Annotated in this window: 19 protein-coding genes; 7 read left to right on the top strand and 12 right to left on the bottom strand. The window is 62.6% G+C overall.

Annotated elements, in window-relative coordinates; translation table 11 throughout:
* Nucleotides 1-163 precede the first annotated feature (163 nt).
* Nucleotides 164-652, top strand: a complete 489-nt coding sequence (locus tag HU760_RS02055; RefSeq protein WP_186672063.1) for a substrate-binding periplasmic protein — start codon at nucleotides 164-166, stop codon at nucleotides 650-652.
* 61 nt (nucleotides 653-713) lie between these two features.
* Here HU760_RS02055 and HU760_RS02050 read toward each other — a convergent pair whose 3' ends face one another.
* Nucleotides 714-1217 carry a 2-thiouracil desulfurase family protein gene (locus tag HU760_RS02050; protein ID WP_186672052.1) on the bottom strand — a complete coding sequence of 168 codons (504 nt, stop codon included), beginning with the start codon at nucleotides 1215-1217 and terminating at the stop codon, nucleotides 714-716.
* Nucleotides 1204-1836, bottom strand: coding sequence for a 2OG-Fe(II) oxygenase (locus tag HU760_RS02045; RefSeq protein WP_186672963.1), 633 nt, complete (start codon nucleotides 1834-1836; stop codon nucleotides 1204-1206). The genes HU760_RS02050 and HU760_RS02045 overlap by 14 nt, the downstream gene beginning before the upstream one ends.
* A gap of 113 nt (nucleotides 1837-1949) precedes the next feature.
* On the opposite strand from HU760_RS02045, the gene HU760_RS02040 reads away from it, so the two are divergent.
* Nucleotides 1950-2702 carry a DUF2059 domain-containing protein gene (locus HU760_RS02040; protein ID WP_186672050.1) on the top strand — a complete coding sequence of 251 codons (753 nt, stop codon included), beginning with the start codon at nucleotides 1950-1952 and terminating at the stop codon, nucleotides 2700-2702.
* Here the strand turns inward: HU760_RS02040 and bipL are convergent, their stop codons facing one another.
* Complete coding sequence (bipL, locus tag HU760_RS02035) at nucleotides 2703-3629, bottom strand: phospholipase BipL (protein ID WP_186672048.1); 927 nt, start codon at nucleotides 3627-3629, stop codon at nucleotides 2703-2705.
* A 235-nt stretch (nucleotides 3630-3864) separates the two neighbouring features.
* Here bipL and HU760_RS02030 point away from each other — a divergent pair, with 235 nt between their 5' ends.
* From HU760_RS02030 to HU760_RS02020, 3 genes are all read left to right on the top strand, one after another.
* Nucleotides 3865-4428, top strand: coding sequence for a DUF6436 domain-containing protein (locus HU760_RS02030; RefSeq protein ID WP_186672046.1), 564 nt, complete (start codon nucleotides 3865-3867; stop codon nucleotides 4426-4428).
* Between the two features lie 129 nt (nucleotides 4429-4557).
* Nucleotides 4558-5892 (top strand): S-type pyocin domain-containing protein, encoded by a 1335-nt coding sequence (locus HU760_RS02025; RefSeq protein ID WP_225932791.1) that lies wholly within the window; start codon nucleotides 4558-4560, stop codon nucleotides 5890-5892.
* Nucleotides 5889-6164, top strand: a complete 276-nt coding sequence (locus HU760_RS02020; RefSeq protein ID WP_170033547.1) for a bacteriocin immunity protein — start codon at nucleotides 5889-5891, stop codon at nucleotides 6162-6164. Before HU760_RS02025 ends, HU760_RS02020 begins: the two co-directional genes overlap by 4 nt.
* A gap of 40 nt (nucleotides 6165-6204) precedes the next feature.
* Here the strand turns inward: HU760_RS02020 and HU760_RS02015 are convergent, their stop codons facing one another.
* Nucleotides 6205-6756 carry a sugar O-acetyltransferase gene (locus HU760_RS02015; RefSeq protein WP_186672042.1) on the bottom strand — a complete coding sequence of 184 codons (552 nt, stop codon included), beginning with the start codon at nucleotides 6754-6756 and terminating at the stop codon, nucleotides 6205-6207.
* An 86-nt stretch (nucleotides 6757-6842) separates the two neighbouring features.
* On the opposite strand from HU760_RS02015, the gene HU760_RS02010 reads away from it, so the two are divergent.
* Nucleotides 6843-9206 (top strand): penicillin acylase family protein, encoded by a 2364-nt coding sequence (locus HU760_RS02010; protein ID WP_186672040.1) that lies wholly within the window; start codon nucleotides 6843-6845, stop codon nucleotides 9204-9206.
* 64 nt (nucleotides 9207-9270) lie between these two features.
* Complete coding sequence (locus tag HU760_RS02005; RefSeq protein WP_186672038.1) at nucleotides 9271-10089, top strand: alpha/beta fold hydrolase; 819 nt, start codon at nucleotides 9271-9273, stop codon at nucleotides 10087-10089.
* Nucleotides 10090-10237: 148 nt separating this feature from the next.
* Here the strand turns inward: HU760_RS02005 and HU760_RS02000 are convergent, their stop codons facing one another.
* The 8 genes from HU760_RS02000 to oscA all read right to left on the bottom strand — a co-directional run bounded on the left by HU760_RS02000 (nucleotide 10238) and on the right by oscA (nucleotide 16946).
* The gene (locus HU760_RS02000; protein ID WP_186672036.1) at nucleotides 10238-11023 is read right to left on the bottom strand and encodes a MetQ/NlpA family ABC transporter substrate-binding protein; all 786 of its coding nucleotides are present in this window, start codon (nucleotides 11021-11023) and stop codon (nucleotides 10238-10240) included.
* Nucleotides 11024-11198: 175 nt separating this feature from the next.
* Complete coding sequence (locus HU760_RS01995; RefSeq protein WP_186672034.1) at nucleotides 11199-12029, bottom strand: sigma 54-interacting transcriptional regulator; 831 nt, start codon at nucleotides 12027-12029, stop codon at nucleotides 11199-11201.
* A gap of 63 nt (nucleotides 12030-12092) precedes the next feature.
* Nucleotides 12093-12674, bottom strand: a complete 582-nt coding sequence (locus HU760_RS01990) for an alpha/beta hydrolase (protein ID WP_186672032.1) — start codon at nucleotides 12672-12674, stop codon at nucleotides 12093-12095.
* Nucleotides 12675-12912: 238 nt separating this feature from the next.
* Nucleotides 12913-13902, bottom strand: a complete 990-nt coding sequence (locus HU760_RS01985; RefSeq protein WP_186672030.1) for a sulfate/molybdate ABC transporter ATP-binding protein — start codon at nucleotides 13900-13902, stop codon at nucleotides 12913-12915.
* A gap of 3 nt (nucleotides 13903-13905) precedes the next feature.
* Nucleotides 13906-14778, bottom strand: coding sequence for a sulfate ABC transporter permease subunit CysW (gene cysW / locus HU760_RS01980; protein WP_186672028.1), 873 nt, complete (start codon nucleotides 14776-14778; stop codon nucleotides 13906-13908).
* A gap of 11 nt (nucleotides 14779-14789) precedes the next feature.
* Nucleotides 14790-15608, bottom strand: a complete 819-nt coding sequence (cysT, locus tag HU760_RS01975; protein WP_186672026.1) for a sulfate ABC transporter permease subunit CysT — start codon at nucleotides 15606-15608, stop codon at nucleotides 14790-14792.
* Between the two features lie 100 nt (nucleotides 15609-15708).
* The gene (locus HU760_RS01970; protein ID WP_186672024.1) at nucleotides 15709-16716 is read right to left on the bottom strand and encodes a sulfate ABC transporter substrate-binding protein; all 1008 of its coding nucleotides are present in this window, start codon (nucleotides 16714-16716) and stop codon (nucleotides 15709-15711) included.
* A 47-nt stretch (nucleotides 16717-16763) separates the two neighbouring features.
* On the bottom strand, nucleotides 16764-16946 hold the full coding sequence (gene oscA, locus HU760_RS01965) for a sulfur starvation response protein OscA (RefSeq protein ID WP_003258557.1): 183 nt from the start codon (nucleotides 16944-16946) through the stop codon (nucleotides 16764-16766).
* Nucleotides 16947-17062: the final 116 nt, after the last annotated feature.

The raw sequence follows: 17062 nt of genomic DNA, 5'->3' as shown, positions 1-17062 counted from the left end.
ACCTTAGTTGATATGGACGCCCATATGTTCACATCGACAGGTAGAAATATTTCCGTCACGGTTAAACATCGCCGAAGCTTCAAGGTCATAGGCTGCGCTCGACCACGGTGAGGAAAAAAGTCGTGGCGGGCGCTATTCACCTGCCAAGAAGAAAGGGGCTTTCATGCGTTCGACCATTGGACTACTGCTGGCGCTGCTGATCACGCCGTTGGCACAGGCCGAGCTGATAGACGAAGTTGCCGACCGGGGCGAACTGCGTATTGCTGTACAGGCTGGCAATTCGCCGTACGCTTTCAAGGAAAACGACCAGCTGACCGGCTTCGACGTGGAGTTTGGCCAGGACCTGGCCAGGGAGCTGGACCTGCGCGCCGAATTCATCGAGGCCCCCGCAGCCGAGGTACTGCCGGGTGTCGAGAGTGGCAAGTACGACATTGCCCTGACCCCGTCGAGTGAATCGCCCAAGGCTGATGGCCCGCTCGATGTAAGCCAGCCGTTTGGCGAGAAACAGCTGGTGATCCCGTTCCAGAAGGACAACCCGGCTTTCCAAAGTGCGCTGAACAACGCATTGCAGCGGCTCAAGGACAGTGGGCGGACTGCCGAGCTCGAGCAGAAGTGGTTCAAGGGTGTACCGACTACGGCGGCCGGGCAGTAAGTTCCTTCGTCGCCAGTACCGGCCCTTTCGCGGGTGAGCCCGTGAAAGGGCCGATACTGGCTTAAACTGAAAGCCCAGCCAGCGCCTGTTCCGCCTGCTCCAGCTCCAGCTCGCTGAACACCTGCACCCCAGCCCGCCGCAGCAGCGCCGTGGTCACGCCTTCCCCGGCTACCTTCACGCCACTGAACGTGCCGTCATAGATCAAGCGGTTACCACACGAAGGGCTGCCGGCCTTCAGCACCGCCACGCGAATGCCATGCCGGCGCACCAACTCCAGCGCCTGCTGCGCCCCGGCAATGAACTGCGCACTGACGTCTTCAGCAGTCACCGTCAGCACCTGCACATCACCGTCGAGCACCGCGGCGCCCTGCCCACCCGGTATTTCTGCAGGCGCCCGGGGGGTTGGCAAGCCGCCTGCCACTTCAGGACATAACGGCACCACACGCCCTTCGACCTGCCAACGCTGCAACAGCTCGGGGTAACCACTGGTGCGGCCGTCATAACGCACCGCCTGCCCCAACAGGCAAGCGCTGACCAGCACCTTGGGCAACTCAGAACGGGTCATTGCCACGGCGCCGGAACCAGCCGGTCAACGACAGCCGCTCGCGCCCGGCCGGCAGCACTTCGTGCGGCACCTCACCGGACAGGAACACCACCAGGCAACCCGCCACCGGTTGCACATCGTGTTCGACGCCGTCCGCCAGGAACATGCGCAACTGGCCACCGTCCTGCGGCTGCCAGCTTTCATTCAGGTAGAGCACTGCCGACACCATACGCCGGTCATCGTCGCGGAAACGGTCCAGGTGCCGGCGATAGAACGCCCCTGGCGGATACAGGGCAAAATGGCACTCGAAATCTTCCAGGCCCAGATACAGGCCGCGGTTGATGGCCTGACGCAGCTGGTCCATGGCAGCCAGATACTGGTCGCAGGCCTCGGCCTGGCCGGGGTCGACCCACTGGATCTGGTCACCGCGAATGGCTTCGCGCACCTCCTGGGCAACACCACGCCCAACCCCTGCAGGGTTGAGTTCGCCTTCGGCATCACGACGCCGGCATTCGGCCGCCAGCGCACGCACCAGGTCGGCAGGCAGAAAGAGCGCCTGCTGCGACCAGCCATGGGTGGCCAGATCGTCGACGACGGCCGCGAGCATCGGGTGTTCAGAGGTAATATGCATGGCGCGCATCATATCCATTAGCCATGCCGCCGCACAGCGCCACTTGGCCGACAAATATGCGGATATCTCGACAAACCGACGCCGGGCCAAGGACAATAGCCGCCTGCCGACAGGAGTCCTGAATGCGCCGTCTGTTTTCCCTGATTCTGCTGATGATCTGCACCTTGCCTGTCTGGGCAGACAACCTGGATCGACTGTACAAGGCTGCCGGCTGGCCCGACCAGCGCGCCCATTTCAACGATGCCCTGACCGCTGCCCAGGAACGCTACCGCAACAGTTTGCCACCCGCCGTGTACCAGGCGCTGGTCAACAACAGCAACCAGCGTTTCCAGGCCCAGGCCGTGGATCGTCGCGCCCAGGCAAAACTGCGGGCGACCCTGGCCAACCCGGCGCCGGCGCTGGCGTTCTTCCAGTCGCCGCTGGGGCGCAAGGTGGTGGCGGCCGAACTCAAGGCCACACGCAAGGATGAACTGGCCAGAAATGCCAAAGGCCTGCCAAAGATCCAGGCCAGCGACGACCGCCTGCTCATCATTGGCCACCTGGCCCAGGCCCTGCCGGCGCGCGAGGCCGGTGCTGAAGTCAGCCTGGCCATTGCGGGCGTGGCAGCGGACAGCCTCAGTTCGATGATCCCCGGCCTGTTCGGTAACGGCCAGGCCCAGGGCCTGCTCGATGGCCAGCGCCAGCGCCTGATGAGCCAGATCGGCGAAGACCTCAACAACACCCTGTTGTATGTCTACCGCGACCTTTCCGACGCCGAGCTGGAAGAGTTCGCGACCTTTGCCGAATCGCCTGAAGGCAAGGCCTACTACCAGGCAGCCCTGGCCGCCGTTCGCGCAGGCCTGGCAGTGGGCCAGAGCAGCAGCGACCTGCAGTGATCAGCCCAGGCGCTGGTCGATGAAGTCGAAGTAGCGCTGGCGAATGCCCGGCAGCTCGTTGGCCAGGTGGTGGCGAGCTTCGGGCAGCAGCAGGATCTGCGGCTCGGCGAACTTGGCCTTGAGTACTTCAAGGTTGTAGGGCCAGTCCACCGTGCCATCCGCCTCCCCTTGCACGATCAATGGCCGCCGCGTGCTGCACGGGGCGGCCTCGATGCGTTTGACCCAGGCGATCAAGGCCCCCACCCAGGCCGTTGGCAGGCGGCGCGGTTGCAGCGGGTCGGCTTCGAGGAACGGTAGAAAGGCCGGGTCATTGGTGTTCTCGCTGAAGCGCCGTTCGATGCCGTTGACGAAGTGGCGCAGCACGCGATAACTCAACTTCGACCAGCGCCAGGAACACGGCCGCACCAGCGGTGCCAACAGGATGACCTGACCATCGATGGGGCTCTGTGCGCCCTGGTACAACAGGTGGTCCACGGCAATCGCACCACCGGTGCTCTGCCCGCACAGATGCCACGGGCGTGGCAATTGCAGCAAGCGCGCCTGCTCGAACAACGCCTCCAGCGCCTGTTGGTACAGCGCGAAATCACTGATGCAGGCCCGCTCGCCACTGGACAGGCCATGACCGGGCAGGTCGCAGCTGATTACGGCAAATCCTTGCTCGAGCGCCCACTCGATCACGTGCCGATAGAGGCCCATATGGTCGTAGTAGCCGTGCAGCAGGAACAGCGTCGCGTTGGCCTGCTCGGGTAACCAGACCTGCCCGACCAGATCGAAGCCTGCAGCCTGAAAGCCGCCCAGCCAGCTTTGCGCCGGCAGGTTCAGGCCATAGAAGCGCTGGTATTCCAGGGCCTGTGCCGACAGCGCCTGGCGCGCGGTCAACGGTGCCAGGCTGGTGCGCAGCAGGTCGGGGTGAAAGGCAGCGGGCATCGTTACATCCAAAGCGAAGCAAGTATTGATCTGCGATATTCAGCTCTGGCCGGCATCGTGGCAAGCTTGCTCAGCTTCGAACGACCAGCACCGAACCTTGTAGGAGCGGCCTTGTGTCGCGATAGGGGTGCGAAGCGCCCCCGGGATTTGTGCATCAGGCTGATGTTGCCGGGGCCGCTTTGCGGCCCTCTCGCGACACAAGGCCGCTCCTACAAGGGGACCGCGGAAGAACTTCATGAACAACCGGATCATCAAACCGCTGTGCACAGCAGTTGCCCTGCTGGTCGGGGCCGCCATCCTCTGGCAGGCCTACACCACCTTCCAGGCCCGCTACCTGCGTCCATTCGACAACCAGACCACGCTGTTCGACGGCAGCCAACTGCAGCTGCCCGCCGAGCTGGCCGGCCCCGGGCCGATCCGCGTGGTGCACTTCTGGGACCCGACCTGCCCGTGCAACGTCGGTAACCAGCAGCACCTGGGCGAACTGGTCAGCCAGTTTGCCGCGCAAGGGGTGGTCTTCCATGTGCTGCAAAAGCCCGGCAGCCATGGCCAGTTGCCGGCCAACCTGAGCAGCCTGCAGCCCATCGCCAGCTTGCCCGGCAGCGAGCAGCTGCCGGCCTCTCCGGCCATTGCCATCTGGGACAGGCAAGGCCGCCTGGCTTACTTCGGCCCATACAGCGAAGGGGCGGTGTGCAACGCCAGCAACAGCTTCATCGAGCCGGTCATCCAGGCACTACTCGCAAACCGGCCTGTACAGGCCGACAACACCCTTGCCTCAGGGTGCTATTGCCCCTGGTAGATAGCAAGCACCCAAGGATTATCTACAGCAGCAGCCCACAGGAGGATTCTTACCGTAGCGACATACAGAGCAATGGAGAAACTGTATGTCTCAACACGGATCCGTCGAGCTAGCCGACAGCATTGTAAAATGCTCCCCGTCTTCCACCAGTCCCGCAATATTTTTGGGGCCACAACCGCATACCGTCTCGCTATCTGGCGTCGACCCGACTTGCTCAAGTGCCGAGCCACTCTCAGCACCCAGTACGTCGACCTCGACAAGCTCTATGGGCACATGCGCCATACCCCTACCAGAATTGACGTCACGCTCAAGCTGGACACCGCGCGCTCACCGCTGCCACACAAGCAGGAGTTGCTGGATCTCAAGCAGCAAGTCAGCGCTTTCAACGCCACCCATGTCCAGTCGTGGCCAACTGAAAAGGCCAACGTCGCACGCCTGCTTGCAGCGTCGGACCGCAGCCTCACTGCTGCATTCGACGAACAGCTCTACCTCGCTGCGCTCGCCGGGCGCCCCCCGAGTAGCACACCGGTCATCTTCAACGCTTGGGCCGCCAGCACCCGCCATCCGCTGGTGCTTGCCACCTCTCGCGGTGGCGTGGCGCATTTCGAGTCTGTATGGGAGCCCTTTGGCAAACTTCTGAGCAAAGCTGCGGTACGCCTGCTCGAAAGCAGCCTCACGGTCGCGCTCAGATATGCCCCGCTGATGTTCTACTCAGCCCGCCTTGGTGACGGCGAGCGTATGGGCGTAACTGTCCCGCTGGCCTCAATGACAGCCGGTGCCGACCTCACCCAACAGGCCAATCGCTTGGCAGGCCAGACGCTGGAGTTGCCGCTGCGCATGAACGCGGTACCCAGCGGCGAGCAGACCGAGGTCTACCTGGTCAACACCGACGGCAACGCTGTACTGCGTGATGTGCGAGTGCGCCAGGCGCAATGGGACTCTGCCGTCAAAGCCTACCGCTTCACTGCCGATGGCCCAGGCGGCGCCACCCTACTCTGGCACCCGGCAACACCGCCAAGCAGCCTGGGCAAACTGGACTTGCACTCCGGCGCCTACGTCGGCGGCCAGCCCATCGTAGAAGAGGTGCAGAAGCACTACCCCGGACGCCTCATTGTGCCGCAGCAGGCGGACATCCGCTCTTTCCCCGAACGGCCCGAACTGCACATTGATGACTACGTCATCATCTTCCCGGCAGATTCAGGACTGGCGCCGATCTATGTGATGTTGCGCAGCCCCCGCAATATTCCGGGAGTTGCCAGCGGTAATGGGGTGCTTACGCCAGACAGGGTATTGGACGCAGCAAGCACGGCAGCAGGCGCGCCAATTCCGGTAGGAAGACGAATAAAGCTGGAGATCCATCATAAGCATGAAATCGCAAGCGGTGGCGCAGTGTATGATCTGGACAATCTTGTACTCATGACACCGCGAGTTCATATTGATCACCACAAGGAGAGCAATCAATGACACTCAAGGGCAAATTGGAGGATTACACAGAAGATGAATTCCTCGCGCTCATAACAGAACTGTACGAAAACCGAGCGGGCCGCCGCGGTACTGAGTTAGAGAGCTTTCGAGACAGGATCATTTCCAATTTCAAAAAGATCACCGAACACCCTGATGGGGCTGATGTTCTGACACGCCCTCCAGCAGGCTCGGACAAAAGCCCTCAAGGCGTCATAAACCGCATTAAAGAATGGCGCGCCGCCAACGGCAAACCCGGCTTCAAGCCCGCCTGACCTACAAAGCCCTGCGGCAGACACCGCAGGGCTTTTCATATTATCCGCGTACCCGCGCAGGGTTACCCACCACCGTCGCTCCCGCCGGTACATCCCGCGTCACCACACTACCGGCACCTATCACGGCGTTGTCGCCGATGGTCACCCCCGGCAGGATGATCGCTGCACCACCAATCCACACGTTGTTGCCGATGGTCACTGGCCGCCCGCTTTCCAACCCGGTGCGGCGCACCTCGGGGTCGAGCGGATGGTCGGCGGTGTAGATCTGCACGTTGGGGCCGATCTGGCAGTCCTCGCCGATACGCACCGGCAACACATCGAGAATCACGCAGTTGAAGTTCATGAAAGTATTGCGACCGACACTGATGTTGTAGCCATAGTCGCAATAGAACGGTGGGCGGATCACCGCGCCTTCGCCAACTTGGGCAAAATGCTCGGCCAACAGCCCATGCCGTGCTTCGTTGAGCAGTTCGACGCTGCTGTTGTAGCGGTGCATCCAGTGCTTGTTGGCGATCTGCTCGGCCTGCAGCTCGGGGCAACCGGCATGATAGAGCTGGCCTGTAAGCATTTTCTGTTTTTCGCTGAGGGACATGGAAACTCCTTCCTGGGGCTATGCTCTGTTCGCGAATCCGCCCATGATCGGACCACATTTTTCGCTGGAATGCACAAGGAGCCTGAATGAAGCGCAGCCTGACCCTGTTGGCCGTAGCGGTTGCCGTAGCCGCAGGCGCCGGATACTGGTACGTGCAGGGCAAACTGCCGCAACGCGAGGGCGAAGTGGCCATCGCCGGCCTTCAAGCGCCGGTCAGCGTGCGCTACGACGCCCGCGGCGTGCCGCACCTGCAGGCGCAGAGCGAGGCGGACCTGTACCGGGCACTGGGCTATGTGCATGCCCAGGACCGGCTGTTCCAGATGGAGATCCTGCGCCGCCTGGCCCGTGGCGAACTGACCGAGGTGCTGGGCGACAAGCTGCTGCCCACCGACACCCTGTTCCGCAGCCTGCGCATTCGCGAACAGGCCGCCCTGATGGCCGCGCGTCAGGACCGCCAAGCCCCTGCCTGGCAGGCCCTGCAGGCCTATCTCGACGGCGTCAATCGCTGGCAGGCCAGCCACCCCAAGCCCGTCGAATTCGACCTGCTCGGTATCACCCCGCGCCCATTCACCGCCGAAGACACGCTGAGCATTGCCGGCTACATGGCCTACAGTTTCGCCGCTGCCTTTCGTACCGAGCCGGCACTGACTTATATCCGTGACCAGCTGGGCCCCGAGTACCTGGGCATCTTCGACCTCGCCTGGCAGCCGGAGGGCGCCCTGGGTACGCCGCTGGCCGCTGCCGACTGGCACAGCCTGGAGGCGCTCGCCCGCCTTAGCCATGAGGCGCTCGGCGCGGCCGGCATCCCGCAGTTCGAAGGCAGCAACGCCTGGGCCGTATCCGGCAGCCGTACCCGCAGCGGCAAGCCGTTGCTGGCCGGCGACCCGCATATCGGCTTCGCCGTGCCGGCGGTGTGGTACGAGGCCGAACTGTCGGCGCCCGGTTTCAACCTGTACGGCTACTTCCAGGCACTTAACCCATTCGCCCTGCTCGGCCACAACCGCGACTTCGGCTGGAGCCTGACCATGTTTCAGAACGATGACATCGACCTGATTGCCGAACGTACTAACCCGGCTGACGCCAACCAGGTCATGATCGATGGCCAATGGCAGGCGCTGGAGAAGACCGAGCAGCAGGTCGCCGTGAAAGGCGCAGCGCCGGTGACCCTCAGCCTGCGCCGATCGCCCCACGGCCCGATCGTCAACGACGTACTGGGCGCCACCGCCGGGCCCACGCCGATCGCCATGTGGTGGGCATTCCTGGAAACCGAAAACCCGATCCTCGATGGCTTCTACCAGATCAACCGTGCCGACACCCTGAGCAAAATGCGCGAAGCCGCCGCCAAGGTCCACGCGCCCGGGCTGAACTTCGTCTGGGCCAATGCCCGTGGCGACATTGGCTGGTGGGCGGCGGCGCAGCTGCCGATCCGCCCCGACGGGGTCGACCCGGCCTTCATTCTCGACGGCGCCAGCGCCCAGGCCGACAAGCTCGGCTTCTACCCCTTCAGCGTCAACCCGCAGCAGGAGAACCCGGCGCGTGGCTATATAGTGTCGGCCAATTACCAACCGCCGGCAGCGGTGCCGATACCGGGTTACTACAACCTGCCGGACCGTGGCCGTCAGCTCGACAACCAACTGGCCAACCCCGAGGTGAAGTGGGACACGCAAAACAGCCAGACGCTACAGCTGGGCACCGCCAGCGATTATGGCCCGCGTACCCTTGCCCCGCTGCTGGCAACGCTGCGCGTGGTGGCCGAGGGTGACGAAGAAAAGGAGTTGGTGGAGCAACTGGCCGCCTGGACGGGGGATTATCCGCTGGATTCGGTCAGCGCCACGCTCTTCAACCAGTTCCTCTACGAAATGGCGTTCGCCGCACTGCATGACGAACTGGGCGATACCTGGTTCCCGGTGCTGATCAGCACCCGCGCCATCGACGCCGCGCTGCCGCGCCTGGCGGCGGATGCCGATTCGCCCTGGTGGAACACCCGTGGTGACAACCAGCGCACCGACCGCACCGCCATCGTGCGCACGGCCTGGCAGCACAGCCTGAAGCACCTGCGCGACACCTTGGGCAATGACCCGGCCAGCTGGCAGTGGGGCAAGGCCCACACCCTGACCCACAACCACCCGCTTGGGGTGAAGAAGCCACTGCACCTGCTGTTCAACGTCGGCCCGTTCGCCGCGCCGGGTACCCATGAGGTACCGAACAATCTCTCGGCAAAGATCGGCCCGGCGCCATGGCCGGTGACCTATGGGCCGTCTACGCGGCGGTTGATCGATTTTGCCGATGCTGGGCAGGCGTTGACCAGCAACCCGGTCGGACAGAGTGGCGTGCCGTTCGACGAACACTACGCGGACCAGGCCGAGGGGTATGTGCAGGGGCAGTACCAGCGGGCGCAGATGGCCGTGATCCCGGCGAAAAGTACCTTGCGATTGGTGCCAGGGCCATAAGGGGCCGCACAGCGGCCCCGACAATTTCAGATAATCTACAGTCCTCCCAGCCGAGACCCTATTCATGCAAAGACACTTCATCGAAATCGACGGCGCCCGCATGAGCTGCGTCGACCAGGGCCAGGGCTTCCCAGTGCTGCTCGGCCACAGCTACTTGTGGTCCGCCGACATGTGGCAACCACAGATCGAGGCCCTGTCAGCACACTTTCGCGTCATTGTGCCCGAGCTATGGGGCCACGGCGGCTCCGATGCACCGCCCGCCACTACCACCGACATGAGCGCGCTGGCCCGTCAGCACCTGAAGCTGCTGGACGCCCTGGATATCGGCCAATGCCATCTGGTCGGCCTGTCGGTCGGCGGCATGTGGGGTGCGCAGCTGGCCCTGGAGCACCCCGAACGGGTCGACCGCCTGGTGCTGATGGATACCTATCTCGGCGCCGAACCGGAGTCGACGCGGCTGAAGTATTTCGGCCTGCTGGATGCGGCCAGTGGCGCAGGCATGTTCACGGAGCCATTGCTGGATATCGTCGTGCCGATTTTCTTCCATGCTGGCGGGCAGACGGTGCCAAAGGTACGGGAAAGCTTCCGGGAAGCATTGAAGGCGAGCAGTGCCGAGGTGATCAGGCAAAGCCTCGATCCGCTGGGGCGAGTGATTTTTGGCCGGCCGGACTTGCTGTCACGGCTGGGTGAGCTGGCCAGCGAGCGGACCATCGTAGTCTGTGGCGACCAGGACATTCCACGGCCACCGGAAGAGTCCAGCGAAATGGCGCGGCTCATTGGCTGCCTGGCGGCGCAGATCCCGTTTGCCGGGCATATCTCCAGCCTGGAGAACCCACGGGTGGTCAATGAGTTCCTGTTGAACTGGTTGCCGCGCAACCGGTGAGATTGCCAGGGCTGCTTTGCAGCCCATCGCCGGCAACACAAGAAAGTTGCTGCCGCACGCCCTCCTCAATATTCAAGCCTGTGGTAATCCTGTGCAGACAAAAACGCCGACACGAATGGGTCGGCGTTTCTTCAATACTGGCAGCGGATCAGAACGCCGGCAGTACGGCACCTTGGTACTTCTTGGCGATGAAGGCCTTCACTTCCGGGCTGGTCAGGGCCTTGGCCAGTTTCTGGATGGCCTCGCTGTCCTTGTTGTCCGGGCGAGCGACCAGGAAGTTCACGTATGGCGAGTCGCTGCCTTCGATCACCAGCGCATCCTTGGCCGGGTTCAGGCCGGCTTCCAGGGCGTAGTTGGTGTTGATCATGTCCAGGTCGACCTGGTCCAGCACGCGCGGCAGCATGGCCGATTCAAGCTCGCGGAACTTCAGCTTCTTCGGGTTCTCGGCGATATCCTTGGGCGTGGCCAAGGCGTTTTTCGGGTCCTTCAGGGTAATCAGGCCGGCCTTCTGCAGCAGCAGCAGGGCACGGCCGCTGTTGCTACCCTCGTTGGGGATGGCAACGGTGGCGCCTTCTTTCAGTTCGCTCAGGTTCTTGACCTTCTTCGAGTAGCCACCAAACGGCTCGACATGAACGCCGATCACGGTTTCCAGGTGGGTGCCCTTGCCTTCGTTGAAATTCTGCAGGTATGGCAGGGTCTGGAAGTAGTTGGCGTCCAGGCGCTTCTGGTCAACCTGCACGTTTGGCTGCACGTAGTCGGTGAACACCTTGATCTGCAGGTCCACACCTTCCTTGGCCAGGGTCGGCTTGATCAGTTCGAGGATTTCAGCGTGCGGTACCGGGGTGGCGGCTACCACCAGTTTCTCGGCAGCGGCAGCCAGGCCAGCGAACGACAGGGCAGCGGCCAGGGTGGTGGTCAGCAGGGTCTTCTTCATGGTGATCCTTGTTCTGGTTCTGAGCCATCGAGGATGGCGAATCGGGTGCCCAACCGATTCATCAGTGGGCGTGGACTGGACGATACCTAGATTTTTTATTCCGTAAAAATATCTTTTAATTTGCTGCTTATTCCAAAATCAAATTGCTATCAGTCACTTTGTTCATTAGCGATGTCTAGCGCGCGGGGCTGGGTATATCGAGGTCCTCGGGCACGATTTCCTCGCCCTCGTTCACCAACAAGGCAAAGTGAATGACATTTTCCAGTTCGCGGGTATTGCCCGGCCAGGCGTGCGCCTCCAGCACCTGTTGCGCGGCCTCGCTCACCAGCGGCACTGGCCGTTGCAGGCGCACGCTGTAGATACCCACGAAATATTCGGCCAGCGGCAGGATATCGCCTGGCCGCTCACGCAGCGGCGGCAGTTCCAGCGCCCCTTCGCGCAAGTACTGGTACAAGCGCTCGTTGAAGCGACCCGCCCGCACGACCCGGGCCAGGTCGATGCTGGTGGCGGCCACCAGGCGCACATCCACCGGTTGCGGCTGTTGCGCCCCGACCCGGGTAACCTCGCGGTTTTCCAGGGCGGCCAGCAGCTTGCCCTGAATGACCAATGGCAAGTCGGCGATTTCGTCCAGGTACAGCGTGCCACCATTGGCTGAACCGAACCAGCCAGCGCGGCTGCTGGCCGTGCCGCCATGGCTGCCGGCGCTGTAGCCGAACAGCTCGGCTTCGGCATAGTTGGTGCTGATGGCCGCACAGTTGACCGAGACGAACAACCCGCCGCGGTCACTGGCGCGGTGTATCTGCCGAGCCAGCAGCTCCTTGCCGGTGCCGGTTTCACCACGGATCAGTACTGGCAGGGGCTGTGGCGCCAGGCGCTCGAGTTGCTCGCGCAGCTGCTGGGAACGCGGGTCGATGAACACCAGCGCCTTGGCGCGAATGCTCAAGGGGCTCTTGTCCAGCTCGGGAAAGGTCAGCAGCGGCTGGCCAAACGGATTTTGAAAAGTCATGACGAACTCCCGCCCCAGGCCTGCAGTGGCCGGGCGTCGGCAAACGGTAGACAGTCAGGGCGATCAGGCGCGGCGCAGAGCGCGCTGCTCGACCCGGTTCTGCAAGCGATACAGGTAAGCGAAACCTTGTTCCCAGCGCTCATGGCCGGACTTGACGTTGATGTGCCCGGCGTTGCTCAGCAGCCCCGCTTCAGCGCCCCAGGCCTGGGCTAGGTACAGTGCCCGTGGCACGCTTACGGCTGGGTCGTTATCCGAGCTGACCACCTGGCTGGGGAACGGCAGCGCCTCGCTCGGAATCGGCGCGAAGTTGCGCAGGGCTGGTGCGCAATTGGGTCGCTCGACATCCGCCGGCGCGACCAGCAAGGCGCCACGCACCCGCCGCAGCAAGGTCGGGCTGGCCTGCACGGCCCAATGAGCGACGGTGATGCAGCCCAGGCTGTGGGCAATCAGAATCACCGGCGAGTGCTCTGCGGCAATCGCCTGCTCCAGCGCCTGTACCCAGTCCTGGCGCTGCGGGGTCAACCAGTCATGCTGCTCGACCCGTGCGCTGTTGGGCAGGGTGCGCTGCCAGTGACTTTGCCAATGGTTGTCTGGCGATCCTTGCCAGCCCGGCACAATCAGGTAACGGATCGACTCGTTGCGCATGGGGACGCCTCCAGTGGGTTTGCGTGCTTGGAGGCCAGTATAGGGCGATGGTTATATCAGTAAAGGAATAAGAAGCTATTTATTAATAACCAAATTTGTACAGCACTTCTTGTGTCACGATGCACCGCGACGTTGCCCCCTGACGCGACCGATCTGGCCCCCTGCGGAGGTTCTCCGGCTTCTGCCAGGCATGAAAAAACCCGGGAGGGTGCCCGGGTTTTTTCTGTACTGAGGCGACTTAGATATCCGCCAGTTTCTGCCAGACCTTCGGCCGGAAGAACAATGTCTCGCCCCGTGCCAACCCGGTCAGGCTGTCGTGGTCCTTGACCACCTCGGCCTCGATCAGCTCGCTCTGCCCTTCAACCTTCAGGGTCACCCGCGTGGTAGCGCCCAACGGTCGAATATCGCGCACTTCGGCCGCATGATGCCCTTCGGTCTCGTGCCGCGACAACGACACCTCGTGGGGGCGGAACAGCACATGGTGCCCTTCGCTCAAGGCCAGGCGGTTGGAGTCACCCAGGAAGTGATAGACGAAATCGTTGGCAGGGTGCTCGTACACCTCGCCCGGCGAGCCGATCTGCTCGATCACGCCCTTGTTCATCACCACGATACGGTCAGCCACTTCCATGGCTTCCTCCTGGTCGTGGGTGACGAATACCGAGGTCAGGTTGATGTCCTCGTGCAGGCGCGCCAACCAGCGGCGCAGCTCCTTGCGCACCTTGGCATCCAGCGCACCGAACGGCTCATCCAGCAGCAGCACCTTGGGCTCCACCGCCAGCGCGCGGGCCAGGGCAATACGCTGGCGCTGGCCACCGGACAATTGCTCGGGGTAACGATCGGACAGCCAGTCCAGCTGTACCATGTTCAGCAGCTCATGCACCTTTTCGGCAATCCTGCTTTCGCTCGGGCGCTCCCCCTTGGGCTTCATGCGCAGGCCGAAAGCGACGTTGTCGAACACGCTCATGTGGCGGAACAAGGCGTAGTGCTGGAACACGAAACCAACGTTGCGGTCACGCACGTCATGGCCTGACACATCCTCCCCATGGAACACGATATTGCCCTGGTCGGGGGTTTCCAGCCCGGCAATGATGCGCAACAGAGTGGTCTTGCCGCAGCCGGACGGGCCAAGCAGGGCCACCAGCTCGCCGCTGTTGATGTCCAGGTTGATGTTGTCCAGTGCCTGGAAGCTGTTGAAGCGCTTGCTGACGTTACGAACTTCGATCGACATGAATCATTCCTCCGCGGCGCTGTGGCGCAGGCGGTTAATACGGTTCTCGCTCCACTGCTTGAGCAGCAGGATGAAGAGCGCCATGATCAGCAGCAGGCTGGCCACGCTGAAGGCCGCCACGTGGTTGTACTCGTTGTAGAGGATCTCCACGTGCAGCGGCAAGGTATTGGTCACACCGCGAATATGGCCCGACACCACCGATACTGCGCCAAACTCGCCCATGGCCCGCGCCGTGCACAGCACCACGCCGTAGATCAGGCCCCATTTGATGTTCGGCAGCGTCACATGCCAGAACATCTGCCAGCCATTGGCGCCGAGCAGGCGCGCAGCCTCCTCCTCTTGCGTACCCTGCTCCTGCATCAGCGGGATCAGTTCACGGGCCACGAACGGCACGGTGACGAAGATGGTGGCCAGGACAATGCCCGGCAGGGCGAACACGATCTGGATGTCGTGGTCCTGCAGCCACGGCCCGAACAGGCCTTGCGCGCCGAACATGAGCACGTACACCAGGCCGGCGATCACCGGCGACACCGAGAACGGCAGGTCGATCAGGGTGACCAGGAGACTCTTGCCACGGAAGGTGTACTTGCTCACGCACCAGGCGGCGCTGACCCCGAACACCAGATTGAGCGGTACCGAAATGACTACCGCGATCAGGGTCAGCTGCAGGGCCGACAACGCATCCGGCTCGAGGATTGCCTCGAAGAACGTGCCAAAGCCGTTCTTCAGCGCTTGCGAAACCACGATCACCAGCGGCAGCAGCAGGAACAGCGCGAACACCAGCCAGCCAAGGCTGATCAGGATACGCCGCGACGTTGCACTGCCACGGCGGGCGGCGTTGGCGGCGGCGGTTGCATTCAGGGTTGAACTGGACATGCAGGCCTCCTTCAAGGGGTTTCGATGCGGCGCTGCAGCAGGTTGATCAGCAGCAGCAGGATGAAGGAAACCACCAGCATCAGCACGCCGATGGCGGTCGCGCCGGTGTAGTCGTACTGGTCGAGCTTGACCATGATCAGCAGCGGCAGAATCTCGGTCTTCATCGGCATGTTGCCGGCAATGAAGATCACCGAACCATACTCACCCACACCGCGGGCGAAGGCCAGGGCAAAGCCGGTGAGCCAGGCAGGCAGCAGCGCCGGCGCCAGCACATGGCGGAACACCTGCAGTGGCTTGGCACCCAGGCAGGCAGCGGCCTCCTCGACTTCGCGCGGGACGTCGGCCAGCACCGGCTGCACCGTGCGCACCACGAACGGCAGGGTGACGAAGGTCAGGGCCAGGGTGATGCCCAGCGGGGTATAGGCGATCTTGAAACCAAGCTCGGTGGCGAACTGGCCGACCCAGCCCGAAGGCGCGTACAGGGCAGTCAGGGCGATGCCGGCAACGGCGGTGGGCAAAGCGAACGGCAGGTCGATCATCGCATCGATGACCTTGCGCCCGGGGAAGGTGTAGCGCACCAGCACCCACGCCAGCAGCGTGCCGATCACGCCGTTGATGATGGCGGCGAACAGGGCAGTACCGAAACTCAGCTTGAGCGCGGCGATCACCCGCGGTGCACTGATGACGTTCCAGAACTGCTCCCAGGTCAGCTGCGCGGCATGCACGAACATCGCGGCCAGCGGTATCAGCACGATCAGGCTGAGGTACACCAAGGTGTAGCCCAGCGTCAGCCCGAAGCCGGGTATGACGGGGGAAATACGGCGTGACATAAATATCCCTGGTTGAACGCACTAAGCCCGGGATCAGTCCCGGGCCGGTGCAGGCGTTTGAATCCTGGGGCTGCTTTGCAGCCCCGCTGTTCCCTGGCGCTTACTGTGCCTGATAGATCTGGTCGAACACACCGCCATCATTGAAGAACTTGGGCTGTGCAGTTTTCCAGCCACCGAAGTCCTTGTCGATAGTGACCAGGTCCAGTTTCGGGAACTGCTTGCCGAACTCGGCAGCCACCTTGGCGTCGCGCGGGCGGTAGAAGTTCTCGGCCGCAATCTTCTGCCCGGCCGGGCTGTACAGGTGCTTGAGGTATTCGTTGGCGATCTCGGTGTTGCCCTTCTTCTCGGCGTTCTTGTCAACCACCGCCACCGGCGGTTCGGCCAGGATCGACAGCGATGGCACGACGATTTCGAACTTGTCGGCGCCACCGTCTTCCTTCAGTGCCAGGAAGGCCTCGTTTTCCCAGGCCAGCAGCACGTCGCCCTGGCCGTTGTTGACGAAGGTGATGGTCGAGCCACGGGCGCCGGTGTCCAGCACAGGCACGTGCTTGAACAGCTCCTGCACGTAGGCCTTGGCCTTGTCTTCGCTACCCCCGGTCTTCAGGCCGTAGGCCCACGCAGCGAGGAAGTTCCAGCGAGCGCCGCCGGAGGTTTTCGGGTTGGGGGTGATGACCGACACATCCTTCTTGATCAGGTCGCCCCAGTCCTTGATGCCTTTGGGATTGCCCTTGCGCACCAGGAACACGATGGTCGAGGTATAGGGTGTGCTGGCGTCCGGCAAACGCTTCTGCCAGTCCGCAGGCAAGGCCTTGCCAAGCTTGGCGACTTCGTCGATGTCGCCGGCCAGGGCCAGGGTCACCACGTCGGCGCGCAGGCCGTCGATCACCGCACGGGCCTGCTTGCCCGAGCCACCATGAGATTGCTGGATCTTCACCGTGTCGCCCGGGTGAGACTGTTGCCAGTGCTTGATGAACTCGGCGTTGTATTGCTGATAAAGCTCACGGGTCGGGTCGTAGGACACGTTCAGCAGTTCGTAGTCCTTGGCGATGGCGGAACCGGCAAAAACAGCACTGGCCAGGGCGGCGAGCGCATAACGGCGGATGGACATGGTGAAGCTCCCGATTGGCATTTTTCTAGTTTTGGATGGGTAAGCGATCAGCCGGTCTTGTTGCCGGGCTGTTGCAGGCGGAATTTCTCCTTGCGCTCGATCTGTACGACCTGAGCGTTGTGCACAGTGATCTCCACCGCACCGAAGCGCAGGTCGCGCAGGGCGCTCTGGATTTCCCGCAGAATGGTGGCTTCGTCCTGACCATCGATGCTACGCAGAGATGCACTCATGCTCGTTCTCCTTGGAATGAGGGTGCCGGGCTGAGGTTTGAAGGGGATTTGCGCCTGGCTTGAGGGCAATAGTAGTGAGGCAGGGTTATTCTTAAAAATACTGTTTAAGAATTTTT

This window comes from Pseudomonas oryzicola (genome assembly GCF_014269185.2).
In the GTDB taxonomy this organism is placed as follows: Bacteria; Pseudomonadota; Gammaproteobacteria; order Pseudomonadales; family Pseudomonadaceae; genus Aquipseudomonas; species Aquipseudomonas oryzicola.
The sequence above is the reverse complement of the archived record's forward strand: the minus strand, read 5'-3'. Positions and strand labels throughout refer to the sequence as shown.